The organism is Cellvibrio sp. QJXJ (assembly GCF_024452345.1).
Taxonomy (GTDB): Bacteria; Pseudomonadota; Gammaproteobacteria; order Pseudomonadales; family Cellvibrionaceae; genus Cellvibrio.
The window spans coordinates 1,518,572-1,543,491 of record NZ_CP101662.1 but is presented as its reverse complement, the minus strand read 5'-3'; the positions used below and the strand labels follow the sequence as shown (position 1 = coordinate 1,543,491).

Below are 24,920 nucleotides of genomic sequence, written 5' to 3'. Positions count from 1 at the left end.
TTTTACTGTCAATTATTGCGAGTAGCGCGACAGGAAATCGCCAAAACGATGGATGGCTTTGGTCAGGTCATCTTCACGCGGCAGGAACACTATGCGGAAGTGATCGCGATTGGGCCAGTTAAAGGCCGTGCCTTGTACGAGTAATACTTTTTCCTGAATCAAAAAGTCCAACACCATCTGTTGGTCGTCTTTGATTTTGTACATATCCAAATCAATTTTTGGAAAGAGGTACATGGCGCCGCGTGGTTTTACGCAAGATACGCCGGGAATATCGGCGAGTGCATTCATTGCTGCATCGCGCTGATCGCGCAAACGACCACCGGGCACAATTAATTCATTGATGCTTTGGTAGCCGCCCAGCGCGGTTTGCACAGCGTACATAGCCGGCACGTTAGCGCACAAGCGCATGGATGCCAGCATTTCCAAGCCTTCAATATAACTGCGCGCACGGTGTTTGGCACCGCTGATCACCATCCAGCCGGAGCGGAATCCGGCCAGGCGATAGGCTTTGGACAGGCCGTTAAAGGTGACGCAGAGTACATCTTGGGCCAATCTGCCCATAGGGATAAACTCGGCGTCATCGTAAAGAATTTTGCTGTAAATTTCGTCGGCAAAAATAATCAGGTTGTGGCGGCGCGCTAGTTCTACAATCGCTTCCAGCACCGCTTGGCTATAGACCGAGCCGGTGGGGTTGTTAGGGTTAATCACCACAATACCGCGGGTTTTATCGGTGATTTTGCTCTCGATATCAGCGAGGTCGGGGAACCAGTCGGATTGTTCATCGCACAAGTAGTGACGTGCTTTGCCGCCCGCAAGATTTACGGCGGCAGTCCAGAGGGGGTAGTCGGGCGCGGGCACCAGAATTTCATCGCCGTTGTTAAGCAATGCCTGCATGGCCATCACAATTAATTCACTTGCGCCATTGCCGAGGAAAATATCTTCAATTTCCACGCCCGGCACTTGAATGCGCTGGCACTCTTGCATAATCGCTTTGCGCGCGGCAAACAGGCCTTTGGAAGCGGTGTAACCCTCGGCGTTGGGCAGGTTGTAAATAACGTCCTGAATAATTTCGTCGGGCGCCGCGAAACCAAAGGGGGCGGGGTTGCCAATATTCAGTTTAAGAATGCGGTGGCCTTCTTCTTCAAGGCGGTAAGCGTGCTCCAGTACGGGGCCGCGAATGTCATAACAAACTCCATTGAGTTTGTCGGATTTCTTAATCGGGTTCATTTGCAGTAAGATGCCTTGGATGCGGTCGTGCGTGATTGCGGTGGAAAAACACCCAAATAATCGACCTTAACTAGTTGATCTGTCAAGGAAATCCTTATGGCTGATAACGAAAAATACAACGACGACCATTGGCGTGAAAAATTAACGCCGGAGCAGTATCGCATTTGCCGTGAAAAGGGCACCGAGCGCCCCTTTACTGGTGAGTATTGGCAGGAATTCAGCGCGGGCGATTATCGCTGCCGCTGCTGCGGTGAATTGCTGTTTGATGCAGGCACCAAGTTTGACGCCGGTTGCGGCTGGCCCAGTTTTTACGCACCGGTCAACAAGGTGGCGATTCGTGAATACTTGGATACCAGTCACGGTATGCATCGCACTGAAGTGGTTTGCCGTCATTGCGATTGTCATTTGGGGCATGTATTTACCGATGGGCCTGCACCTACCGGCTTGCGTTACTGTATTAATTCTGCGTCGATTTTTTTTGTGCCCAGCGCAGCGTAATTTATTGCCAGTGCCGCCCGGCACTGGATTTGTTTTTTCTTCCACACCTTGGATTTTGTTGATTAATCGTCTCTAAGCGTCTGATTTTGTAAACAAATGTTAAATTTGTCTGTTCACCTTGTGCGCTTCACATCCTTTGTTCATCTTGCTACGTATCGGCATGTCACATTGCATTCAAACACTTACTTTACTGGGTGTCGCGACCATACTAATTAAACTTCTGCGATACCTTTCTCCGGGGAGAAATCTATGAGAATCCTTATGCCGTGCAGGACTCGCGGTGCTTTTTTAACTTCACTGTGCATGTCAATGACCTGCGTTGTGTGGAGTGCTTTTGTGCTCACTGCTAACGCCCAACCAGCGGCGAGCGCTGCGACGGAAGTGATTGTGCAAGCAGCAAGTACAGCGCAGCTCACGACTACAATTGAAGCGCTAGGCGATTTGCGTGCGAATGAAACAATTACTCTCACCTCCAATGAAACCAAAAAAATCACCCGTATTAATTTTGATGATGGTCAGCGTGTCGAGAAGGGCCAGATTTTGGTTGAAATGACCAGCCGCGAAGAGTCAGCGCTGCTTGAAGAAGCGCGCTTCAATACCGATGAAGCCAAAAAGCAACTTGATCGTGTGCGCGAATTAGCCAAGCGTGGTGCTGCTTCGCAGTCAGAGCTTGATCAGCGCATCCGCGAATTTGAAGCAGCGCGTGCACGTTACAACGCAACCGAATCGCGCTTAAAAGATCTGGTTTTGCTTGCGCCGTTTTCTGGTGTGGTGGGCTTGCGACAAGTCAGTGTCGGTGCACTGGTATCGCCAGGTAATATTATTACCACCCTGAACGATGACTCTAAAATGAAATTGGATTTCACTGTGCCAGCTATTTACCTGCGCAGTTTGGCCACCGGGCTACCCATTGTGGCGAAGAGTCGTGATTTGGGTAACAAGGAATTTCAAGGTGAGGTAGTCAGTATTGATAACCAGATTGATGAAGTGACTCGCGCCATCAAAGTGCGTGCGCTGTTGGACAATAAAAATCATGAATTGAAACAAGGCATGTTAATGCTGGTGGATTTAAAAGCGGCATCGCGTACAGCATTGATTATTTCTGAATCCGCTTTGGTGCCTTTGGCCAGCAACAATTTTGTATTTGTGTTGCAGGATGCAGAAAATGGCCCGGTGGTGGAGCGTCGCCAAATTACCATTGGTGAACGCTTGCCTGGCTCTGTGGAAGTGTTGAGTGGATTAAATCCGGGCGAAAAAATTGTGACGCATGGTTTACAAAAAATTCGTCCGGGACAGAAAGTGCAAGTTCTTGCCGAAGAAAAACCTTTTGCGGAACAGACGGGTGAGGCATTACACCTGTCTGACTTAATTCAATCCAAAAATAACTGAGGGCCACCATCATGATGCCCTCGGATATTGCTATCAAGCGCCCGGTATTTGCCTCGGTGCTGTCAATTTTATTAATCGCGTTCGGCATAGTTGCCTTTGAGCGGCTGACCTTGCGCGAGTATCCCAATATCGATCCCCCTGTTGTTTCCATTCGCACTAATTACCCCGGTGCTGCTGCCAATATTGTTGAAACCAGAGTAACCAAGGTTATTGAGGATCGTATTTCCGGTGTGGAAGGGATTCGCTACATAGAATCCTCCAGTGAAAATGGTGTTTCGAATATTGTGGTTCAGTTTGATACGGGCCATAACATGGATGCCGCCGCGAATGATATTCGCGATCGTGTAGCCCGTGCGTTGGGTAATTTGCCCGATGAGGCCGACCCACCCGAAGTGCAAAAAGTCAGCTCCGATGAAGACGTTATTCTCTGGTTTAATTTTGCCGGTGAAAATATGACTATGCCGGAGCTTTCTGATTACGCCCAGCGCTATTTGGTCGATCGCTTTTCGGTAATTGATGGTGTGGCGCGTGTGCGTATTGGTGGTGAGCAGCGCTACGCCATGCGCATTTGGTTGGATCGCCGTGAATTGGCGGCGCGCAATCTTACCGTCAATGATGTGGAGGCCGCGCTGCGCGCTGAAAACGTCGAATTGCCGGCGGGTAGTATTGAATCCCTGGAGCGACAATTTACGGTGCGCATGGCACGCTCCTATCGCACCGTCGATGAATTCAGTCGCCTTGTGGTGCGGCGCGGTGAAGATGGTCACCTGACCCGTTTGGGGGATATTGCCAAAGTAGAAAAGGGCACCGAAGAAGATCGCAATTTATTTCGCGGCAACGGTGTAACCCAGGTCGGGATCGGCATTGTTAAACAATCTACTGCAAATACCATTGATGTGGCGCGCGGTGCAAAACTCGAGCGCGACAAGATTAATGCAATTTTACCTAAAGGCATGAGTCTGGAAGACAGTTATGACAGCTCGGTATTTGTAGAGCGCGCTATTCACGAGGTGTACATCACGCTCGCCATTGCGATTGGTTTGGTGGTGTTGGTTATCTATTTATTTTTAGGCAGTGTCCGTGCCATGTTAGTGCCTGCGGTTGCTGTACCTGTATCCATTATTGCTACCTTTACCGTGCTTGCTGCCTTGGATTTTTCAGTCAATATGTTCACGCTGCTTGCGTTGGTTTTAGCAATTGGATTAGTGGTAGATGATGCGATTGTGGTACTGGAAAATATAGTCCGGCATATTGAAGAGAAAGGCAAAACACCTCTGCTCGCAGCGGTTGATGGAACACGTGAGGTGGGTTTTGCGGTAATCGCTACCACACTGGTGTTGATTGCCATTTTTGTGCCTATTATTTTTCTCAAGGGCGATATAGGGCGATTGTTTTCCGAGTTTGCCATCACCATGGCCGCCGCAGTTGCCTTCTCATCGCTGATCGCACTCACCTTATCGCCGATGATGGCGTCCAAGGTACTCACCCGCAATGAAAACAAAAATAATCTGGTTGAGAAAGTTAATCAGGGAATGTTGCGTTTGCGTTTGCGCTATCAGGATTCCATCCGTTTTTGTTTGCGTCATACCAAATCAGTTATTGTTATTTTTGCACTGCTCATTTTGGCGATGTTTTATGTAATTAAAACTTTGCCATCTGAATATGCGCCGCGCGAAGACAGGGGAACTTTTTTTGTCATGGTGAATGGCCCGGAAGGTGCCAGTTATGCCTACATGGAAGAGTACATGACGGAGATTGAGAACCGCATGATGAAATATGTGGAGGCCGGTGAAATCAATCGCTTGATGGTTCGTGCACCACGGGGCTTTGGTGCCGTAGAAAGTTTTAACTCCGGCATGATCATTGCCGTTATGAATGATTGGAGCGAGCGGCGCGGTGCATTTGTGGTAATGGAGGAAATCCGGCAAAAGTTGGCAGATTTACCGGGCGTGACCGCGGCGCCGGTAATGCGACAGGGGTTTGGCTCGCAAGCGCAAAAACCGGTTCAGTTCGTGCTGGGTGGTGGTACTTATACCGAGTTGGCTCAGTGGCGCGATATTTTGCTGGAGAAGTTAGAGGAAAATAACCCCGGCTTAACCGCAATCGATTGGGACTACAAAGAAACCAAACCACAAATAGAAGTATTGATTGATACGAATCGTGCAGCGGATTTGGGAGTTAGTGTCAATAATATCGGGCGTACACTGGAGGCGATGTTGGGCTCGCGCCGAGCGACAACCTACATCGATGATGGCGAAGAGTACGATGTAATTATGCAAGGTGAACGCCATGAGCAGCGCACCACTACCAGTTTGCAAAATATGTATGTGCGCTCTGAACGCAGCGGGGAATTAATTCCCTTGGCAAATTTGGTCACGCTAAAAGAAGTTGCCGATGTCAGCCGTTTGAATCGTTATAACCGCATGCGCTCATTAACAATAGAGGCGAATTTGGCTGACAACCTCGCGTTGGGTGATGCCTTGGCTCATTTGAATGGTTTGGTGCGTGAGCATCTACCGGCAACTGCGGTGGTGGATTACAAAGGTTTATCGCGCGATTTTCAAACTGCAGGCAGCTCGGTAATGTTTATTTTCCTGCTCGGTATTTTAATTACCTTCCTAGTGCTGGCTGCCCAGTTTGAAAGTTATGTGCATCCTTTTGTAATTATGCTGACGGTGCCGTTGGCTATTTTTGGTGGCATGTTGGGGCTGTATGTTACTGGCTCCAGTCTTAATCTCTATTCACAAATCGGATTGTTAATGCTCGTGGGGCTCGCTGCTAAAAACGGTATTTTGATTGTCGAATTTGTTAACCAATTGCGTGATCGTGGTGTGGCATTTCAAGATGCATTGTTAGAAGCATCGTCTGCACGTTTACGCCCAATATTGATGACAAGTTTGACAGCAGTTGCTGGTGCTATCCCTTTGGTTATTTCATCGGGAGCCGGTGCAGAAACGCGTTTTGTGATCGGCACGGTGGTGATCGCGGGGGTAATAGTTGCCACTGTTTTGACTTTGTTTTTGGTGCCTGTGGCTTACAGCTTACTTGCGCGCAAGACCGGGTCACCCGGTGATGTAGCTCGTCAGCTAGTTCAGGATCAGGCGCATTACAGTGGCGAAGACGATTAAATAGTTATTGCGTCAGGCGATAAGGGCGATATTGACTGGTCAGTATCGCCCTTATTCGTTAGTATCCACCTCACTATAAAAATGATTTATTTTCGGCAATTTCGTTAACCCTTTTTGTCAACTCCCTACCATGAGGAGCGGCAATGGTATTGCTGCAGATTGCTATGAAATTTTCTTTATTATTAACAATTCCCTGTGTTGCTTTTTTATTTGCCTGCACAAGTACAGTACCGTCAATCACACCCAATAATAATGTTGCCTTGTGGCAAGTGAATTCGCTAGAAACTATCGCCGGCGCAAAAGTAAGTATTTCTGGTGATCCTGAGTTAGTGAAAAGCAGGCAGGATCAGGTGGTGCGTTTTGATGGCGATGGCGATCGTTTATTGGTGGATGCCAATCCATTAGGTGACGCACAGGAATTTACCATTGAAATTTTCTTTAACCCCGCCGATGCTTATCCCAATAATCTGGAGCCGCGTTTTTTTCACATCGAAGCGGAGGATAATCCGAATCGTCGCATTACCATCGAGTTGCGTTTGAATGATAAAAAACAGTGGTATTTGGATGCCTATATTAAATCTGAAACTTCCCAGTTTACCTTGATAGACCCAAGTAAGGTTCATCCAATAGGGCAGTGGGCTCATGCTGCAGTGACTTATAAAAACGGCGAATTTGTGTCTTACGTAAATGGCGTGCGTGAGCTAACTGGACAGGTGGAATATTTACCCATTGCTGCGCATGCTAAAACCTCTATCGGTGCGCGCATGAATCAAGTGCATTGGTTTAATGGTGATATTGCCTGGGTGAAAATTACATCAGCAGCATTACCGCCAGAGGCATTCACGCTGACCAAATAGAGTTGCGACACCAAAAAAAGCCGCTGGTGCATTGCTGCAGCAGCGGCTTTTTTTAACGGAGAAAGTTCCAGCAAAAAATTACAGTTGGATTTTTGCTTTCAAGAACTCAACAATGTCTGTTGCTGGAATTTCTTGTTTTTCTGCGTCGCGACGGCCTTTGTATTCGATATTGCCCGCTTCCAAACCGCGGTCGCCAATCACAATGCGATGGGGAATACCCATCAAGTCGGTATCTGCCAGCATCCCGCCCAGACGCGCTTTTTCGTCGTCCATTAACAATACATCAAAACCAGCGTTAGTTAATTCAGCGTACAGCGCTTCACTCTTGTTGGCGACTGCTGCGGATTTGCTGATATTGATGGGCACTATGGCAATATGGAAAGGTGCAATTGCATCTGACCAAATGATCCCATTGTCATCGAAGTTTTGTTCGATGGCAGCTGCAACCACACGAGTTACACCAATACCGTAACATCCCATAATCATGGTTTGCTCTTTGCCATTTTCATCCAGTACTTTGGCTTTCATCGCTTCGGAATATTTAGTGCCGAGTTGGAATATGTGGCCCACTTCAATGCCGCGCTTAATTTCCAGTGTGCCCTTGCCGCAAGGGCTCGGGTCACCTGTGACTACGTTGCGAATATCAGCAACCAATGGCGCTTTTTCATCGCGCTCCCAGTTTACGCCGGTGAGGTGGAAACCGTCTTTATTGGCGCCACAAACAAAATCGGCAAGGTGGGCAGCAGCGTGGTCAACAATTACTGGAATTTGTAAACCTACCGGTCCGATCGAGCCAATACCCACACCCAGTTCTTCTTTAATGCGACTTTCCGGTGCCAGCGTTAGTGGGGCCGCGATACCGGTTAATTTCTCTGCTTTGATCTCATTGAGTTCATGGTCACCGCGCAATACCAATGCTACCAATGGCTGGGTTTTATCGGCGCGTATTTCGCCTAATACAATGAGCGTTTTTACGGTTTGCTCGGGGCTGACCTTCAAGAATGCACACACTTCTTCGATGCTGTGTTTGCCGGGAGTCGCAACTTCCTGCAGCAGATGTTGCGGAGCAGGGCGTGTACCGGCTGGCGGCAGTGCTTCCGCTTTTTCAATGTTGGCAGCGTAGTCACTGGCATTGCTGAAGGCGATATCGTCTTCACCGCTGTCAGCCAGTACATGGAATTCGTGGGAAAAAGCACCGCCAATAGAGCCGGTATCGGCTAATACGGGGCGGAATTGCAAACCCAAGCGCGTGAAAATGCTGCAGTAGGTTGCATGCATCACATCGTAGGTTTGTTGCAGTGATTCAAAACTATTATGGAAAGAGTAGGCATCTTTCATAATAAATTCACGCGAGCGCATCACGCCAAAACGCGGGCGAATTTCATCGCGGAATTTGGTTTGAATTTGATAGAAATTAGCAGGCAACTGTTTGTAACTTTTTACTTCATTGCGAATTAAATCAGTGATGACCTCTTCATGGGTCGGGCCGAGGCAAAAGGGGCGGTCGTGACGATCGTTCATGCGCAGCAACTCGGGGCCATACTGCTGCCAACGACCTGATTCTTCCCACAGTTCCGCAGGTTGTACTACTGGCATCAAAACTTCCATAGCGCCGGATTTATTCATTTCTTCGCGGACGATTTTTTCAACCTTGCGCAGCACTCGCAGGCCCATCGGCAACCAGTTGTACAAACCGGATGCGGACTTGCGGATCATACCGGCACGCAACATCAATTTATGGCTGATGACTTCTGCATCTGAAGGGGTTTCTTTAAGAGTGGCAATTAAAAATCGACTGGAACGCATAGTTAAGGCTTCTTGATGGCTATAATGGGTTTCAAAGCTGCCTATTCTACGGTGGTTGATGGCATTGGTATAGCGCCCTGTGGCGCTTCACTACCGCCCACAGTGATGATTGCTTTAGCTTATAAAAGGATAACAACTTATGTTTGAACTTCACCCCCGTCTTGCACAAGATTCCGTTGTGATTGGTGAATTTGATTTGTCTCTGCTGCTCTTGAGTCGCGACGCAAACTACCCTTGGTGTATTTTGGTTCCCAAGCGCGAAGAGGTTTACGAAATTCACCATTTGAGTGAGGAGGAGCAGCTGCAGCTAATCCGCGAATCTTGTCGCCTCTCAGAAGTCATGACGAGTGTGTTTGACGCCGACAAGATGAATGTGGCCGCACTGGGCAATGTGGTGCGCCAGCTGCATATTCACCATATTGCACGCTTTACCGACGATGCAGCCTGGCCGCAGCCTATTTGGGGAAAGCTGCCGGCTAAAGAGTACAGTGAGGTAGATTTTGCCGAGCGAATCAAGCGCTTACAAAATGCGCTGATCGGTGAAGGGTTCACGGTTTGTTAACTGTTAATGGCTAGATTGCAGCCATAAAAAAACCCGCTGAAGCGGGTTTTTTTATAAAAAGTAATCGTGTCTATTAAACAGCGAATTCTTTCAGTTTTTTCAGCGGACGCACTTTTACGGAAATGCTCGCTGGTTTAGCTTTGAAAGTTACTTCTTCTTTCGTGAAGGGGTTGATGCCTTTACGCGCTTTAGTGGCAGGCTTTTTCACGGTAGTAATTTTCAGCAGGCCAGGCAGAACAAATTCGCCTACGCCTTTTTTCTTGATGTGACCTTCAATAACATTGGTCAATTCGTCCAACACTGCCTGTACTTGCTTTTTGCTCAGTTCGGTTGCATCAGCAATTTGTTGCAGCATTTGGGTTTTGTTTTGACGCTCAGCGATTGGCTTAACAACAGCAGGTGCTGCTTTAGCTACTGGCGCTTTTTTAGCTGCTGGTTTGGCAGCAGGCGCTTTCTTGGCAACTGCTTTAGGGGCAGCTTTTGGAGCTGCTTTAGCAGCTGGCGCTTTTTTTGCTGGAGCAGCTTTTGCGGCTGCAGGTTTCTTAACGGCCATATTTTTTTCCTTGTGTAAATGTGATCAACCTTGGGTTGAGTCGATGTTTTTTGATTACGCGTGTAACAAAAACCCCTGTATTTATAGGCTCTATGGCGCCTCAATACGGATTGACGCTATATATATAGGATTGAAAACGAATCGGCAACAAAAAATACTGTGGATTAAGCGCAAAAAGGGCTTTTTTTACGGCGTGTGACTTTTTGCCTTGGTTTTAACGAGTTAATTCATCGCTAAGGAGCGGATACTATTACAAATACAGCTGTTGAAACTCAGGTTCCGGTTCGGCGTATTGCCACAAGTAATTGAATTCCTCGCGCAGTTGTTTCACTTCGCGTGATGCCGCACTGTTATAGAAACCGCGGTAAGTGTTGTCGTCGTTTTTGTAGAGGACTTTTGTGGTATCACCCAACATGAAGCCCATTTCTTTATTGTTAGGCTCCTGCGTCATTTTTCGCACTTCAATTTTAGAAGAGAGTCGTTGCGCAAGGCGAACCAATGGATGGCCCGATTCTATAGCGCGCTTGGTGTCTTTTATCAGTATTTGCACCTGGCAGTGCCGGCTTGAACGTGCAAATTCTGACAGCGCCTGCACATAGTGGTTAGTGCCGTACACTGGCTCATCCAGGTCGCGACTGAGAATAGCAATCTGCCGGTTGCTCTGCTGTAAAAGTTCAAGGCTGTAATGGCGAAAGTCTTCGAGGCCATCAAGTAACCAGAGTTCGGTACTGACAGCGGATTGTTCAGCCATTTTGCAACTCCCCGGCTTCAAACCACATAGTGATATGAGGAATACCTGCATCCATAAATTCACTACCCCTGGCGCAAAACCCTAGCTGTTCGTAGAAACTGCGGCGCGTGGTTTGGGCATGCAAATAAATCTTCCTGTCGGGCGCCGTGCTTAGGCAATAGTTAATAATAAATAGCATGAGCTGATGGCCAATACCTTGAGCGCGGAATTCGCGTAAGACGGCAACTCGGCCAATATGGTAAAGATAACCACCTTGTGGATTGGATTCTGTGAGCAACCGTGCACAACCTATTGCATTAACATTACTCTCCTGCACTAAAAAATGAATGGCGTCACTGTCGTATTCGTCCCATTCATCAGCTTCTGGTACTGCCTGTTCTTCGATAAAAACCCGGGTGCGAATATTACTTAGCTCGGTTTTGTGGGTGCGCCAATCGGTAATTATTGTTGTGCGGCTCATGATTTTTCCGTCGAAAAATAGATGGGTAGTGCGTGGGCTCTACCCATTCCAGGTTTGAAAATTATTCGTCGACTAGCAGCGTTTCCAGATTAATTAGCTGGGTTATGGCGGCGCGGTCTTGCGGATCTTGCACTAAGGTTTTGAGTTCGCGCCAGCTAAGCTCCACTTCTTTGCACACCAGTTCGGCCAGCTCGCGCGAGCAGCAAATCACTTCGCCATCGGCAAATAACATAGTGCCTTTCTCATCGCTGTGGAAGGCGAGGCGCGCAGCGGGATGACGCCAGAGTAATTCGCCGTCGGCGAGTGCAGATTGCCATTCACTGGCGTCTATATCGAGCGGCTCTTCATCGGTCTGTTCAATATATTTGCGTTCAGTCATAAATTTACCGAACCAATGGGCGATATTTTCGTTGGTCAGATGCTGCAAAATAATATTGCGCACTTGTTCGATGGCTTTGTTGTTAATTTCGCCCGGGTTGTCTTGCAAGGCCAAGTCTGGGTCGGAGTAGCGCAAGTCATCGACAATCGAGAGTGCAATTTCTTGCCCAGCCTCGGCGATAATATCGGCATGGCTGGGTGCGCGAAAACCAATCGAGTAGGTCATACAATCATCGCCCTGGGCATTGCCCCAGTGTGCGATGCCCGGTGGGATATAAAGCATGTCGCCCGGCTCCAGCACCCACTCGTCGGTAGTGTGAAATTCACTGAGGATTTTCAAGCGAGTACCTTCAACACGCGGTGAATTGTTGTCGCACATTTGCCCGAGTTTCCAATGGCGTTTGCCCAAGCCCTGCAACAAAAATACATCGTAATAATCAAAGTGCGGGCCAACACCGCCTTGATCCGGCGCGTAGCTGATCATTACATCGTCCAGGCGCCAGCTGGGGATAAAACGGAAATAGTCCAGCAGTTGATTTACTTCTGGTACAAATTGATCAACGGCTTGCACCAATAAAGTCCAGCGTTTTTCTGGCAAGGTTGCAAACGTTTTTTCATCGAATGGGCCATTGCGCAATTCCCAGGGCGTTTCGCCTTGCTCCAGCACAATGCGCGACTCAACTTCTTCTTCCAGCGCGAGACCAGCAAGTTCGTCAGGAGATAACGGTGATTCAAAACCGGGAAATGCGTTGCGAATTAACAGCGGTTTTTTTTGCCAGTAATCGCGTAAAAATTCTTCAATCGGCATATCGCCAAGATGGGTGAGGGGTGTGGTCATCTTTAATACCTGAAAATAAAATGGGAATTAAAATAATAAAGGGCTCCGTAGAGCCCTTTATTTTTTCACGGTTTAGATCGCCTTGGCTTGATCTACCGCATTACCAATGTAATTGGCGGGCGTTAAGTCACGCATGGTCTGTTTGGCGTGTTCGGGAATATCCAGCGTCTCTACAAATGCTGCCAACACTTCGCGGTTGATAGTTTGGCCGCGAGTCAGCGCTTTTAATTTCTCATAGGGTTCGGCGACGTTGTAGCGGCGCATAATGGTTTGGATTGGTTCGGCCAATACTTCCCACGAATTATTTAAGTCTTCTGCGAGGCGTGCGCGATTGATCTCAAGCTTGCCCATACCTTTTAAGGTGGAGGCATAGGCAATCATGCCGTAACCAAAACCAACGCCCATATTGCGCAATACAGTTGAGTCGGTCAGGTCGCGCTGCCAGCGGGAAATAGGCAGTTTTTGTGCGAGGTGGGTAAAAATGGCATTGGCGATTCCCAAGTTGCCTTCGGAGTTTTCAAAGTCAATCGGGTTAACCTTGTGCGGCATGGTGGACGAACCCACTTCACCAGCGATGGTTTTTTGTTTGAAGTAGCCGAGTGAAATATAGCCCCATACATCGCGGTCAAAATCGATAACGATAGTGTTGAAACGGGCGATAGCATCAAACAATTCGGCGATGTAGTCGTGCGGTTCAATTTGAGTAGTGTAGGGGTTCCAGGTCAGGCCTAAACTTTCGACAAATTCTTTGGCGTTGGCTTGCCAGTCAACATCCGGGTAGGCCGACAAATGCGCATTGTAGTTGCCCACGGCGCCATTGATTTTGCCGAGCAATTCTACTTCTTTAACGGTTTTTAGTTGGCGACGCAAACGCGCGGCGACGTTGGCCATTTCTTTACCGACGGTAGTAGGTGATGCCGTTTGGCCGTGCGTGCGTGAGAGCATGGAGTCTTCGGCGTAGTCGTGTGCGAGTTTGGCGATGCCATCAATAATGGCTTCAGCATCCTGCAAAAATACCTTGCGGCCTTCGCGCAGCATCAGCGCATGGGACAGGTTGTTAATATCTTCAGATGTACAAGCAAAGTGTACGAATTCCAGGACGGCTTCTAATTCCGCGTTGCCCGCGAATTTATTCTTGAGAAAATACTCAACGGCTTTTACATCGTGATTAGTGGTGCGTTCTATATCTTTAACGGCTTGGGCATCTTCACTGTTAAAGTTGGTGACAATGCTGTCGAGAAACGCGTTAGTCGCCGCGCTAAAGGCAGGTACCTCGGGCACGCCGGCCATCCGACTCAATTGCTGCAGCCAGCGCACTTCCACTTCTACACGAAAGCGAATCAAGCCGAATTCACTGAAAATATTGCGCAGTGCGATAGTTTTGCTACCGTAACGGCCGTCTACCGGAGACACGGCGTTCAGCGCGGTGAGAGTGTTGAATGTATTGTCCATTGCGTTTCTCGTTTGAAATTAAAAATAAAAAGAAGATAAAGCAGAATTTTTATAAAACTATTCGTTTGGGATAAGGCGAGTTATGGGGCCGTTAAATCCGGCGCAATAAATCATCAACCTGCCGCGCGATATCCTTGCGATTGAGCAGCAGTTGCCAGCGATTGCCACCTACCTGACGCCATAAAATGGCAGATCGCACCGCAGCGAGCAGCAAGGCGCGAATTTGGTTGGCGATGCGTTGTTGTTGCAGATAATTGTAGTCGCCATTTACTTGAATGCGAAAACGGAAGGTGCTCAGGGTTTCGGTATAAAGGGTGCCCAAATTGGCGACCACATTGTCGTGTGTGGATGAAAAATGCTGTGCCTGTTGGCTGGCTTGTTCAATGCGGCTGCCGATGACATTTAACATGTCGCGGCGGCCGGCGAGTTTCTTTTGCAAATGTAATACACCCAAGCCATAGCGCAGCACTTCGCGATGTTGCTGCGAGTTTGGACGCAGTAATTCCCGCATAACCTCAAGGCCGGTACGCAGGTTTTCAATACTGCCGCCGTAGACATCCAGCGTGCTGGCAGGATTCAAGTCGAGAATGGATTCCATGCTGCACTTAAACGCATCGGTAGGTACATGCCCGGTTTTGGCAACTTGATCAACCAGTGCGGTGGCTTGAAATACGCCAGCGAGGGCGAGGGTAATGTCTTGCCAGTTTTTGCTCACGCGAATTCTCTCACTATCAATCGGTTGGAAGGCTATTAATCGCCTGAATGCTGTTACTTGGGTTGAGGTAAAACATTCATTAACGATTGTCGGTTGACTCGATAACGGCACCACCCAGACAGATGTCGTCTTGATAGAAAACCACTGATTGTCCGGGTGTTACCGCGCGTTGCGGTTGATCGAAGTGTACATCGAGCGTGCCGTCGCTCATCACCTTGACCACACAGTCCTGATCGGCTTGGCGGTAGCGGGTTTTGGCACTGCAGCCAAACTCGGCCGCCGGTGGTGTACTGTTGATCCAGTGCGCCTGTTGTGCGATTAAATGATTGGTAAACAATAATGGATGATCTGTGCCCTGAACCACCACCAGCACGTTGCGGGTTAAATCTTTTTGCGCGACGAACCAGGGCTCTTCGTTGGCACCCTTAACACCGCCTATACCCAAGCCCTGACGTTGGCCAATGGTGTGATACATCAAGCCCATGTGCTCGCCAATGACTTTTCCATCCGGGGTTTGAATTTCACCCGGTTGTGCGGGTAAGTATTGTTGTAAGAAGTCTTTAAAGCGGCGCTCGCCGATAAAACAGATGCCGGTGCTGTCCTTTTTGTTGTGAGTGATTAACCCATGCTCTTCGGCGATACGACGTACCTCCGGCTTTTCCAGCTCCCCTACAGGGAAGAGTGAGTGGGCGAATTCGGCTTCGCCAACAGCGTGCAAAAAGTAGCTTTGATCCTTGTTGGGATCTAACCCTTTGAGTAGATAAGTATGGCCATCGCGGTCGGCGCGGCGCACATAGTGGCCGGTGGCGATGAGTTCGCCGCCGAGCATGCGCGCATATTCCATAAAGACTTTGAATTTGATCTCGCGGTTGCAGAGGATGTCCGGGTTGGGCGTGCGGCCCGCTTTGTACTCTTCAAGGAAGTGTTCAAAGACGTTATCCCAGTATTCTGCTGCAAAGTTGGCGGTGTGCAGCTTGATGCCAATACGCTCACAGACGCGCTCTGCATCGGCCAAATCTGCTTTGGCGGTGCAGTATTCGGTGCCGTCATCTTCATCCCAGTTTTTCATAAACAATCCCTCGACTTGATAGCCTTGCTGTTTTAGCAGTAGGGCAGAGACAGACGAGTCGACACCGCCCGACATTCCCACAATAACGCGGGCACCGGGGGCAATAGAGGGCTTGGAAAACTGGGTCATAAGCGGAAATTACAGCGGTTGAAAAAGAGGCGGGCATTTTACCCGCCTTTTGCCCCTCTTAGCCAACAACCTGGAGCGGAAAACGGCGGCCGGCGCGATATTCCTCAATAATTTGCAGGGTCATGGGGCTGCGCAGCTGATCTTTGCGGGCGACCAGCTCTTCGTAGGTCAACCAGACTGCCTCGATTATGCCGGTGTCCAGTGGTCGCTGGGTGTCGTGACTGAGTGCTTTGGCGATAAATGTGGTACGGAAATAAGTAATGCCGTTGCTGGGCGCGGTATAAAGGTTAACGCCAACTACGCCCGTCAATTCAATGCTCCAGCCTGTTTCTTCGAGTGTCTCGCGAATCGCGGCCTCTTTAAGCGTCTCGTTAGGGTCAAGGTGACCAGCAGGTTGGTTGTAAACTTTTTTTCCATCCGCTTCCTCATAAACCATAAGGTAGCGATTGTCTTGCTCGATAATCGTCGCGACAGTTACATGAGGTGCCCAAGTCATAACCAATCCTTAATTGAGAATAATTGAGCGGGAAGAGTAAAGAAGCAATGTCATCCAGGCAATCAGATAACTCATTTTTATGAGTGATCCAGTTGGCTCTTTGGTGCGTTATGGGGTGGGTGATGAATGTCATTAGTTTGTGATAATCATTAACAACGCATTGGAGAATCAGGCAAAAGGGAATATTATTCGCCCACCGACCAGATGGTCGGATGATTCTTTTTGTGACCGGTTTTGGTTGTTGTGCGCTACATTTTTTGACAACTCCCAAGTTTGGTTTTACCGGTGACTGTGTAACAATTCTTCCGCATGAATGCGTGAAGCGATGGTCGGGATGCCGTTAATTTACCTCCCTTCCTATGTTGCTCGTTTCCAAATCGTTTTTCTCCTCTTCTTTTAATGGTTCTTCATCTATGAACAATGCGAAATCAATCGGCATTGCGGCCGCAAGTCTTGTAGGGATTTTCCTCATTGTTGCTGGCGTTAAGTTCGGTCAAATCATGGCAATGGTTTCTGCCGGAGAAAATACACCACCAGTAACGGAAACAGTCAGTACGTTTACCGCAGAGCTGCAGCGCTGGCCCAACAGTTATACCGCCATGGGAACCGTTGAGGCTTCCGAGGGTATCGTAATTGCCGCTGAAGTGGCTGGTAAGGTAAAAGAAATTCGCTTTAATTCGGGCGAGCAAGTTAAAAAAGGAACAGTGCTACTGGTGCAGGAATCCGGCAACGAACAAGCACAATTAAGTGCAGCGGAAGCGCGCTTGCGTTTGGCTAAATCCAACCATGAGCGTTTGCTGGAATTGCGCAAGCGCAATACCGTATCGCAAAGTGAGTTAGATGCTGCCTTGCAGCAAATGGAGTCAGCGCAAGGCGATGTGAACGATTTGAAAACCACCCTTGAGAAAAAAGTAGTGCGTGCTCCTTTTGATGGCCGCCTGGGTATCCGCAAAGTGGATCTCGGTCAGGATTTGCAGGTGGGTGGGGAATTGGTTTCCCTGCAGGCGACTAACACTGTGCGGGTAAATTTCCCGGTACCGCAATTTTGGTTGGTGCAAATGACACGTGGCCTGCCAGTTGAGGTGAATGTTGGCGATGGTTCTGATGCAACTATCAAAGGTGAAATTACCGCAATAGGTGCAGAAATAAGCACGCTTACTCGCAACGCCATAGTGCAGTCTTATTTGCAAAACGAAAACAGCTTGTTGATTCCGGGTATGGCGGTGGAAACCAAAGTGACCTTATCTGACCCACAAGAGGTGCTCGCGGTGCCATCTACAGCAGTTATTTATGCTCCTTTTGGCGACACCGTATTTGTAATTGAGCCAGGCGAAGCGGCGGGCAGTTTTAAAGCGCGGCAACAATTTGTTCGTTTAGGTAAATCCCGAGGCGATTTTGTCGAAATCGTCGACGGTTTGAAACCGGGTGAAGTAGTGGCGAGCGCTGGCGCATTCAAATTGTTGAATGGCCAAGCAGTAACCGTGGGCAATTTACCCACACCGGAATACAAGTTGGAGCCAACGCCGGCAGATAGTTAATCACATCGGTGATTAGATGGTTTATCAACTCCACAAGCCTCAACGCCAATGGGCCTAAGTTATGAAATTTACTGATGTATTTATTAAGCGCCCGGTTCTCGCCATAGTGGTGAGCCTGCTTATTTTAATTTTAGGGATTCAAGCCGGGTCAAATTTGACTGTGCGCCAATATCCTCGCAGTGACATCTCTGTAATTATTATTAATACCGTTTATGTGGGCGCCAATGCTGAATTGGTACGTGGTTTTATTACCACACCTATTGAGCGCGCCATCGCTTCAGCGGGCGGTATTGATTACATTGAGTCGCAAAGTGCAATGGGCATGTCCACCGTGACTGCCCACTTGCGTTTGAATTACGATCCCCTCAAGGCCATGACGGAAATTTCCGCCAAGGTAAATCAGGTGCGTGGCTATTTACCGCCAGAAGCCGAAGTGCCTGCAATTCGTATTGAAGCAGCCGATTCGCAATTTGCTGCTGCCTATTTGAGTTTCAGTTCGGAAATTCTTGAGCAAAACCAAATTACGGATTTCTTAACTCGCTCTATTCAGCCGCGTTTAACTGCGATTAATGGTGTGCAAAAAGCGGATGTATTAGGTGGTAGAACCTTTGCAATGCGTATTTGGCTAAAATCCGAGCGGATGGCGGCGTTAAATGTAACACCGGTTCAGGTTCGCGCTGCGCTTGCCGCCAATAATGTGCAAGCCGCTGTTGGTCAAACTCGCGGTTCTTACACTCAGGTAAACCTGCGGGCAGACACCGACCTGAAAAGTGTTGATGAATTTAAACGATTAATTATTCGTAATTCTGCCGATGGGATTATCCGCTTAAGCGATATTGCCGACGTCGCTTTGGGTGCGGAAAATTATGACACAGTAGTAAATTTCTCAGGCGATACCGCAGTATTCATGGGCGTATGGGTCGCTCCCAACGCTAACGCGCTGGATGTGATGAAGGCTGTTAACAAAGAAATGGAGGCCATTAAATCCGAGTTGCCAACTGGCTTGAGCGGTACTGTGGCTTACGACTCTACCGAATATATTGATGCAGCGATTAATGAGGTTATTAAAACCCTCACGGAAACGCTATTAATTATTGTGGTGGTAATTTTTCTTTTCCTTGGATTTAGCCGCTCGGTAATTATTCCGGTGCTAGCGATTCCGCTCTCGCTTGTCGGCGCCTTATTTATTATGCAGGTGTGCGGCTTCTCGCTTAATTTATTGACCTTGCTGTCCATCGTATTGTGTGTGGGCTTGGTGGTCGATGATGCCATCGTTATGGTGGAAAATATTGAGCGTCATATCCAGGAAGGGATGAAACCTTTTCCTGCAGCTATTACCGCCGCACGTGAATTGGCAGGGCCAATTCTGGCCATGACCGTAACGCTCGCTTCGGTTTATATTCCAATCGGTTTGCAAGGTGGTTTGATAGGCTCATTGTTCCGCGAATTTGCCATCACCCTGGCAGGCGCGGTGACTATCTCGGCGGTTGTTGCAATCACGCTGTCCCCTATGTTGGGTTCGCGTATGCTAAAGCCTCACACGGGTTTAAATGCACCGCTGGAGAAGCCCTTTGAGCGTTTCCGCGCTTGGTATGTAGAAAAACTTAAAGTGAGTCTGGAAAATCGTACCGGTGTCTATATTTTTTGGATTGGTATTACGCTGCTGTGTTTCCCGCTGTACATGATGTCGGCAAAAGAGCTGGCGCCCGTTGAGGATCAAGGTGTTATTTTTGGCATTGTGGATGCGCAAGCCAATTCAACGGTTGACCAATCGTCGCATTATGGGAAGCAAGTGAATGAAGCGTTTATGAGTGTTCCCGAGACAGATTTTACCTTCCAGCTGACCATGCCCACTGGCGGTTTTTCTGGCATGGTGACTAAGCCTTGGGAGGAGCGTGATCGCGATGTATTTCAAATCATGCCGGAAGTGCAAAAAAAGCTGGCAGAAATCTCCGGTGTAAGAATTCTACCTATCACTCCACCTGCATTGCCTGGTGGTGGCCAATTCCCGGTTGAATTTGTATTGGCTTCAACTGCAGATATTAAAGAAATTTATGATTACGCATTAAAAGTGCAGGAAATAATGCAGAAATCTGGCAAGTTTTATTTCCAAACACTGGATGTAAAAGTGGATCAGCCTGATTACAAATTGAATATTGATCGTGAAAAAGTGGCAGATCTTGGTTTGGATCTGCAAACAGTAACTAACGACGTAGGCACTTTGCTGGGCGGAGGTTATGTAAATCGCTTCAATATGGCGGGGCAGAGCTACAAAGTGATTCCACAAGTTAAACGCGCTGAACGTTTGACTCCTGATGATCTGGCAAATCTTTATGTAACCGGGCCAGATGGGAATCTTATTCGTCTGGATCAGGTTGCCACAATTACTCACTCTACCGAGCCACGGACTATCAACCGTATGCAGCAATTAAATGCTGTCAAAATCAGTGGTGTCCCCGGTGTGCCATTGGGTGAGGCACTGGCTTTCCTCGAGACAGAAGTGCGCAAAATTCTGCCCAAGAGTTACACCATTGATTACACCGGTGAGTCGCGTCAGTTAAAGCGTGAGGGCAATACATTTTTGCCTGCATTCTTAATGGCAATTGTGATGATCTTTTTGGTGTTGTCTGCGCAATACAACAGTTTCCGCGATCCATTGGTTATTTTGGCGGGATCAGTACCGCTGGCGATGTTTGGTGCGCTGTTGTTTACGTTTTGGAAGATTCCCATGCCGATTCCATTTTTCACCGACGGTTTTACCACCACGTTGAATATTTACTCTCAAGTGGGTCTGGTGACGCTGATGGGGTTGATTGCACGTAATGGTATTTTGGTTGTGGAATTTGCCAATAAGTTGCAAGAGCAGGGTATGGCCAAGTTGGAGGCGGTTCGTGAGGCCTCGTCACTGCGTTTGCGCCCGGTGATGATGACCAGCGTGGCAACTATTGCGGGGCATACACCGTTGATTTTTGCTTCCGGTGCAGGTGCAGAAGCGCGTAACGCGATTGGTATTGTTCTGGTGCTAGGTATGGCGATAGGTACATTCTTTACGTTATTTGTATTGCCCTCGGTGTATATGCTGCTGGCGAAAGATCACCAGCATGACCACGAGCAATTGGATGAGTTGGTGCAAACCACTTGATTCAAGTGGTAGTTCCCGCTCCAAAAAAGGGTGCCACATGGCACCCTTTTTTGTTAGGGTGTGCCGATTTTTAATGTCGGGCTGTTTATTTTTGGAGGCATTTCATGGCTAGTCACAATCAATCGATTCCCGGTGTAAAAAACATTATTGCCGTAGCGTCTGGCAAAGGCGGGGTAGGCAAGTCGACTACTGCTGTGAACCTTGCATTGGCGCTTGCCGCGGAGGGCGCGCGCGTGGGTATTTTGGATGCTGATATCTATGGCCCGAGTCAACCACAAATGCTTGGAGTGGGTCAGCAGCGCCCAAAAATTATAGGCGAGCAAGGCCAGCAAAAAATGGTGCCGATTGAAGCGCATGGCATTCAATCTATTTCCATGGGTTATCTGGTCACAGAGGAAACCCCTATGTTGTGGCGCGGGCCAATGGCGACCGGTGCTTTGCAGCAGCTACTCATGCAAACCGCATGGGATAACCTCGATTATTTAATAATCGATATGCCGCCAGGCACAGGGGATATTCAAATCACCCTCGCGCAAAAAGTGCCGGTAACTGGTGCTGTTATTGTGACAACACCACAGGATATTGCGTTGCTGGATGCTAAAAAAGGCATAGAGATGTTTCGCAAAGTCAATGTGCCGGTGTTGGGTGTAGTGGAAAATATGGCCGTTCATATTTGTTCCAATTGTGGTCACGCCGAGCATATTTTTGGTGAAGGTGGTGGTGAGCGAATTGCACGTGCCTATCAAACGCAGTTACTGGGTTCACTGCCGCTGGATCTATCTATTTGCACTCAGGCAGATGCGGGAAAACCATCAGTTGCGGCAGATCCAAATTCAGCAATCAGTCATCGCTATCGTGAAATTGCACGCAAACTGTTAGTGATCGTGGCACAGCAGCAGGAAAGTGGTGGTGATTTGCCGCCAATAGAATTGAGTGATGACTAATCGTTATTCATTCAGATCTGTCAGGTAAAAGTAAATGCCCGTTGTTAGCGGGCATTTTTTTGTGGCAGTTATTTATTGTGAGTTACTTTTAAGCGGAATTATTGTTCTGGATTGCAATTAATCCGCGTGATTAAAATCAGGTAATTCATCAAGCGTAATCACATTGTTATGGGTGTAAACCTTGGTTTTGTGCGCGTTGGTGTTGTAATACTCACCGCTCCAGAAATTGTCGGCGTGGGTATCGGATACCAAGGTGGTCTGATTAAAGTTGCCATCGTTCCACGTCATAAACCACAACCACCACGCGCTATCAGCTGTGATGTTATCCGGGTCGGGAATGTAGCTGTTCTCGCTCAGCGCAACCATTTTGGTTTCCACGGGGTATTTGCGCGCTTGGTCATAAGTGGCAATTTGCGATTTATAGGTTTTGTTGTCGCTATTGTCATAAATATCATGGCTGACAATATCGACATAATCATCCCCTGGGTACCAAGCGGCATTCTGGCCATTCCATACCCACAACAGGTTATGAATATCGTGATGGTTTACCAAGCGGTCATACATGTGGCGCCATAATAAAATCTGCGCCAGTGATTGTGGTACCCCATCGGTACGTGTGCGCCCCCACCAAAACCAGCCGTCGCCGTTGTAACCCGATGCTTCGTGCAGTGGGCGCCAAAGCACCGGCACATCCGCGTCAGCGAGTTTTTTTAGCTCTTCGGCTATCAGGTCAATCCCGGCGTTGAGTTGATTGTAGGCAGGGCTGCTGGTGTCAAGTGCGCCGTTAACCACAGGAATGGAGAAATTGGTGTTTTTGCTGGCATCAGATTCGCGCGCATAAAAGTTTGCGCTATTGACGCTGTTAGTATTGAGCAGCGCTGGGTCGCGCCAGTGCCATGAAAAGGTGATCAATCCCCCCTTGTTTGCATAGGCAATAGCTTCTTCAGTTTGCTCCAAGCCCTCTACCCAGTTTGCGGTCATGCCATAGTTCATAAAGTCATAACCCATGAGTGCAGGGTATTTGCCGGTATCGTTGTGCACCCGTTGCGCCATATCAATATCGTCTTTCCAGGTCAGGTCTTGCTGGCCTGCCAGTGTCTTTTCACCCCAAATACTTTTCAGGTAGTTATAGATAGCCTTGGTCTTGGCGGAGGCCGCATCATCAACCGGCGTGTCACGTGCTTCCAAGCTAGGAAAGCTGGTGCGATTGGCTGGGCAGAAACTGTGGGCGATACAATAATTTCCCCCTTCAAAACCCCATTCATTGTTATCGGTTACACAAATATTCCATTGTTTTCCATCGACAGTGCACCTAGCCACAGGCGCTGTGCTTGATGAACTAATTTGTTGTGAAGATGATGAGGGTGGCTGAACTGACGAGCTGCTCGATACGGGCGTAGAGCTGGGCGCGATGGAGCTTGTAGCGATAGAGCTAGGATTTACGCTAGCTGCAGCGGATGAAGGTGTTGATCCGCTACCTCCACCGCCACCACCACAAGCGGTTAATACTAAAGCAATAGATAACAAAACGAGCGATAGAGGGAGTTGGGCTAAGGGCTTCATGGGTTCTCCGGATTCTTATGATTATTTGTAAAAAAGCGGTTTACAGTTGATCTAATGTAACCGGTTACTGTTTGAAGTATACCTAGCTAAAAAAAATACAGGTAGTCATAAATGGGGGATTGCTAAAAAATTACTGGTTTTAGGTCATCAAGGGGGTAGGTAAGTAAACACTCGTTTTTGAACCTGAGCTGTTTTGTTTATTCCATGAAAAAGGAGGGAGTGGAATTTGGCCTGAAGTGGCATCTCATGTAGAATGCGCGCCTCGCTTTTTCTGCCTGTTCAGGCCTAAACCCGGATCAAACTGCGCACTATCATGGAAATTAATCCCTTATTAAATGCCCTTAAAGACCTTACTGAGCGCACCAATGTGCTTAGGGGGTATCTTTGACTATGACCTCAAGAAAGAACGCTTAGCGGAAGTCGAACTTGATCTTGGTGAGCCGAGTGTGTGGGATAACCCCGAACGTGCTCAGGCGTTAGGGCGCGAGCGTTCAGCGCTGGAGATGGTAGTCAAAACCATCGATGACCTTGATGTGGGTGTGCGTGATTCCCGTGAGTTGCTGGATATGGCCGTGGAAGAGGATGACGAATCCATGGTTGCCGAGGTTCAAACGGAGCTGGATCGTTTGGACAAGCAGTTGGCTGAGCTTGAATTTCGCCGCATGTTCTCCGGCGAAACTGACCCCAACAATGCTTACTTGGATATTCAATCCGGCTCTGGCGGTACTGAGGCTCAGGATTGGGCTGAGATAGTACTGCGCATGTATTTGCGCTGGGGCGAAGCCAAAGGGTTTAAGGTCACGTTGGAAGAAGTTTCTGCCGGTGATGTGGCTGGCATTAAAAGTGCGACCATTTATTTTGAAGGTGAGTATGCGTTTGGTTGGCTGCGCACGGAGACGGGTGTTCACCGCCTGGTGCGTAAATCTCCGTTTGATTCGGGCAATCGCCGTCACACTTCATTTTGTTCGGTATTTGTTTCGCCGGAAATTGATGACAATATCGAAATTGAAATCAATCCGGCCGATTTGCGGATCGATACTTACCGCGCCAGCGGTGCCGGCGGTCAGCACATTAACAAAACTGACTCGGCGGTGCGTATCACCCATATACCTACCAATATTGTGGTGCAGTGTCAGAACGAGCGTTCGCAACATGCGAACCGCGACAAGGCCTATAAAATGTTGCGTGCAAAAATGTATGAACAGGAAATGCAAAAGCGCAACGCTGAAAAACAGGCGATGGAAGACAACAAGTCAGACATCGGCTGGGGCAGTCAGATCCGCTCTTATGTGCTGGACGACTCGCGCATTAAAGATTTGCGCACCGGCGCCCAAACCTCCAATACCCAAGCGGTACTGGATGGCGACCTGGATCAATTTATTGTCGAAAGTTTAAAGGCTGGCCTGTAATTTTTTGCAGACCCAC

General features: G+C 48.4%; 19 protein-coding genes and 1 pseudogene. 9 read left to right on the top strand and 11 right to left on the bottom strand.

What is annotated here, in order from left to right; genetic code table 11:
* Positions 1–12: 12 nt before the first annotated feature.
* A complete protein-coding gene (locus NNX04_RS06540) occupies positions 13–1,227 on the bottom strand; it encodes a pyridoxal phosphate-dependent aminotransferase (RefSeq protein ID WP_007642433.1) in 1,215 nt (404 codons plus the stop codon).
* A 96-nt stretch (positions 1,228–1,323) separates the two neighbouring features.
* Here NNX04_RS06540 and msrB point away from each other — a divergent pair, with 96 nt between their 5' ends.
* From msrB to NNX04_RS06520, 4 genes are all read left to right on the top strand, one after another.
* Positions 1,324–1,725, top strand: a complete 402-nt coding sequence (gene msrB / locus NNX04_RS06535) for a peptide-methionine (R)-S-oxide reductase MsrB (RefSeq protein ID WP_007642428.1) — start codon at positions 1,324–1,326, stop codon at positions 1,723–1,725.
* Positions 1,726–2,061: 336 nt separating this feature from the next.
* A complete protein-coding gene (locus NNX04_RS06530) occupies positions 2,062–3,114 on the top strand; it encodes an efflux RND transporter periplasmic adaptor subunit (protein WP_261947864.1) in 1,053 nt (350 codons plus the stop codon).
* 11 nt (positions 3,115–3,125) lie between these two features.
* Positions 3,126–6,242 carry an efflux RND transporter permease subunit gene (locus tag NNX04_RS06525; protein ID WP_261947863.1) on the top strand — a complete coding sequence of 1,039 codons (3,117 nt, stop codon included), beginning with the start codon at positions 3,126–3,128 and terminating at the stop codon, positions 6,240–6,242.
* Between the two features lie 164 nt (positions 6,243–6,406).
* Positions 6,407–7,099 carry a LamG domain-containing protein gene (locus tag NNX04_RS06520; protein WP_261947862.1) on the top strand — a complete coding sequence of 231 codons (693 nt, stop codon included), beginning with the start codon at positions 6,407–6,409 and terminating at the stop codon, positions 7,097–7,099.
* A gap of 78 nt (positions 7,100–7,177) precedes the next feature.
* On the opposite strand, the gene NNX04_RS06515 is transcribed toward NNX04_RS06520, so the two are convergent.
* Positions 7,178–8,905, bottom strand: coding sequence for a proline--tRNA ligase (locus tag NNX04_RS06515; protein ID WP_151057094.1), 1,728 nt, complete (start codon positions 8,903–8,905; stop codon positions 7,178–7,180).
* Positions 8,906–9,044: 139 nt separating this feature from the next.
* Between NNX04_RS06515 and NNX04_RS06510 the strand changes: the two genes are divergently transcribed.
* On the top strand, positions 9,045–9,467 hold the full coding sequence (locus tag NNX04_RS06510) for an HIT domain-containing protein (RefSeq protein WP_040392185.1): 423 nt from the start codon (positions 9,045–9,047) through the stop codon (positions 9,465–9,467).
* 73 nt (positions 9,468–9,540) lie between these two features.
* Here NNX04_RS06510 and NNX04_RS06505 read toward each other — a convergent pair whose 3' ends face one another.
* The 8 genes from NNX04_RS06505 to NNX04_RS06470 form a co-directional block, all read right to left on the bottom strand.
* Positions 9,541–10,020, bottom strand: coding sequence for an HU family DNA-binding protein (locus NNX04_RS06505; RefSeq protein ID WP_007642421.1), 480 nt, complete (start codon positions 10,018–10,020; stop codon positions 9,541–9,543).
* A 250-nt stretch (positions 10,021–10,270) separates the two neighbouring features.
* Positions 10,271–10,771: a DUF7931 domain-containing protein gene (locus NNX04_RS06500; RefSeq protein ID WP_261947861.1), complete on the bottom strand. Its 501-nt coding sequence runs from the start codon at positions 10,769–10,771 to the stop codon at positions 10,271–10,273.
* On the bottom strand, positions 10,764–11,231 hold the full coding sequence (locus tag NNX04_RS06495) for a GNAT family N-acetyltransferase (RefSeq protein WP_261947860.1): 468 nt from the start codon (positions 11,229–11,231) through the stop codon (positions 10,764–10,766). The genes NNX04_RS06500 and NNX04_RS06495 overlap by 8 nt, the downstream gene beginning before the upstream one ends.
* 61 nt (positions 11,232–11,292) lie before the next feature.
* Positions 11,293–12,447, bottom strand: coding sequence for a ribosomal protein uL16 3-hydroxylase (locus NNX04_RS06490; protein WP_261947859.1), 1,155 nt, complete (start codon positions 12,445–12,447; stop codon positions 11,293–11,295).
* 72 nt (positions 12,448–12,519) lie between these two features.
* The gene (gene purB / locus NNX04_RS06485) at positions 12,520–13,899 is read right to left on the bottom strand and encodes an adenylosuccinate lyase (protein WP_261947858.1); all 1,380 of its coding nucleotides are present in this window, start codon (positions 13,897–13,899) and stop codon (positions 12,520–12,522) included.
* Between the two features lie 91 nt (positions 13,900–13,990).
* On the bottom strand, positions 13,991–14,614 hold the full coding sequence (gene hflD, locus NNX04_RS06480; RefSeq protein ID WP_007642402.1) for a high frequency lysogenization protein HflD: 624 nt from the start codon (positions 14,612–14,614) through the stop codon (positions 13,991–13,993).
* 79 nt (positions 14,615–14,693) lie between these two features.
* On the bottom strand, positions 14,694–15,812 hold the full coding sequence (gene mnmA, locus NNX04_RS06475) for a tRNA 2-thiouridine(34) synthase MnmA (protein WP_261947857.1): 1,119 nt from the start codon (positions 15,810–15,812) through the stop codon (positions 14,694–14,696).
* A gap of 58 nt (positions 15,813–15,870) precedes the next feature.
* Positions 15,871–16,308: an NUDIX hydrolase gene (locus tag NNX04_RS06470; protein ID WP_151057104.1), complete on the bottom strand. Its 438-nt coding sequence runs from the start codon at positions 16,306–16,308 to the stop codon at positions 15,871–15,873.
* 413 nt (positions 16,309–16,721) lie between these two features.
* Here NNX04_RS06470 and NNX04_RS06465 point away from each other — a divergent pair, with 413 nt between their 5' ends.
* The 3 genes and pseudogenes from NNX04_RS06465 to apbC form a co-directional block, all read left to right on the top strand.
* Positions 16,722–17,846, top strand: a complete 1,125-nt coding sequence (locus tag NNX04_RS06465; protein WP_040392180.1) for an efflux RND transporter periplasmic adaptor subunit — start codon at positions 16,722–16,724, stop codon at positions 17,844–17,846.
* Between the two features lie 61 nt (positions 17,847–17,907).
* Complete coding sequence (locus NNX04_RS06460; RefSeq protein ID WP_261947856.1) at positions 17,908–20,988, top strand: efflux RND transporter permease subunit; 3,081 nt, start codon at positions 17,908–17,910, stop codon at positions 20,986–20,988.
* A gap of 107 nt (positions 20,989–21,095) precedes the next feature.
* Positions 21,096–21,932, top strand: a pseudogene (gene apbC, locus NNX04_RS06455) (iron-sulfur cluster carrier protein ApbC); the annotation flags it as partial.
* Positions 21,933–22,049: 117 nt separating this feature from the next.
* Here apbC and NNX04_RS06450 read toward each other — a convergent pair.
* Positions 22,050–23,495: a glycoside hydrolase family 26 protein gene (locus NNX04_RS06450; RefSeq protein WP_261947855.1), complete on the bottom strand. Its 1,446-nt coding sequence runs from the start codon at positions 23,493–23,495 to the stop codon at positions 22,050–22,052.
* A gap of 313 nt (positions 23,496–23,808) precedes the next feature.
* Between NNX04_RS06450 and prfB the strand changes: the two genes are divergently transcribed.
* Positions 23,809–24,904 (top strand): peptide chain release factor 2 gene (prfB, locus tag NNX04_RS06445; protein ID WP_151057110.1). Its coding sequence is split into 2 segments (ribosomal slippage): positions 23,809–23,880 and positions 23,882–24,904, totalling 1,095 coding nucleotides; the frame shifts between segments, so codons are not numbered across the junction.
* The last annotated feature ends 16 nt before the right edge of the window (positions 24,905–24,920 follow it).

Coding starts and splice junctions, on each gene's coding strand:
- NNX04_RS06540 (WP_007642433.1), bottom strand. CDS start 1,227: ATGAACCCGATTAAGAAATCCGACAAACTCAATGGAGTTTGTTATGAC.
- msrB (WP_007642428.1), top strand. CDS start 1,324: ATGGCTGATAACGAAAAATACAACGACGACCATTGGCGTGAAAAATTA.
- NNX04_RS06525 (WP_261947863.1), top strand. CDS start 3,126: ATGATGCCCTCGGATATTGCTATCAAGCGCCCGGTATTTGCCTCGGTG.
- NNX04_RS06520 (WP_261947862.1), top strand. CDS start 6,407: ATGAAATTTTCTTTATTATTAACAATTCCCTGTGTTGCTTTTTTATTT.
- NNX04_RS06515 (WP_151057094.1), bottom strand. CDS start 8,905: ATGCGTTCCAGTCGATTTTTAATTGCCACTCTTAAAGAAACCCCTTCA.
- NNX04_RS06510 (WP_040392185.1), top strand. CDS start 9,045: ATGTTTGAACTTCACCCCCGTCTTGCACAAGATTCCGTTGTGATTGGT.
- NNX04_RS06505 (WP_007642421.1), bottom strand. CDS start 10,020: ATGGCCGTTAAGAAACCTGCAGCCGCAAAAGCTGCTCCAGCAAAAAAA.
- NNX04_RS06500 (WP_261947861.1), bottom strand. CDS start 10,771: ATGGCTGAACAATCCGCTGTCAGTACCGAACTCTGGTTACTTGATGGC.
- NNX04_RS06495 (WP_261947860.1), bottom strand. CDS start 11,231: ATGAGCCGCACAACAATAATTACCGATTGGCGCACCCACAAAACCGAG.
- NNX04_RS06490 (WP_261947859.1), bottom strand. CDS start 12,447: ATGACCACACCCCTCACCCATCTTGGCGATATGCCGATTGAAGAATTT.
- purB (WP_261947858.1), bottom strand. CDS start 13,899: ATGGACAATACATTCAACACTCTCACCGCGCTGAACGCCGTGTCTCCG.
- mnmA (WP_261947857.1), bottom strand. CDS start 15,812: ATGACCCAGTTTTCCAAGCCCTCTATTGCCCCCGGTGCCCGCGTTATT.
- NNX04_RS06470 (WP_151057104.1), bottom strand. CDS start 16,308: ATGACTTGGGCACCTCATGTAACTGTCGCGACGATTATCGAGCAAGAC.
- NNX04_RS06465 (WP_040392180.1), top strand. CDS start 16,722: ATGAACAATGCGAAATCAATCGGCATTGCGGCCGCAAGTCTTGTAGGG.
- NNX04_RS06460 (WP_261947856.1), top strand. CDS start 17,908: ATGAAATTTACTGATGTATTTATTAAGCGCCCGGTTCTCGCCATAGTG.
- NNX04_RS06450 (WP_261947855.1), bottom strand. CDS start 23,495: ATGAAGCCCTTAGCCCAACTCCCTCTATCGCTCGTTTTGTTATCTATT.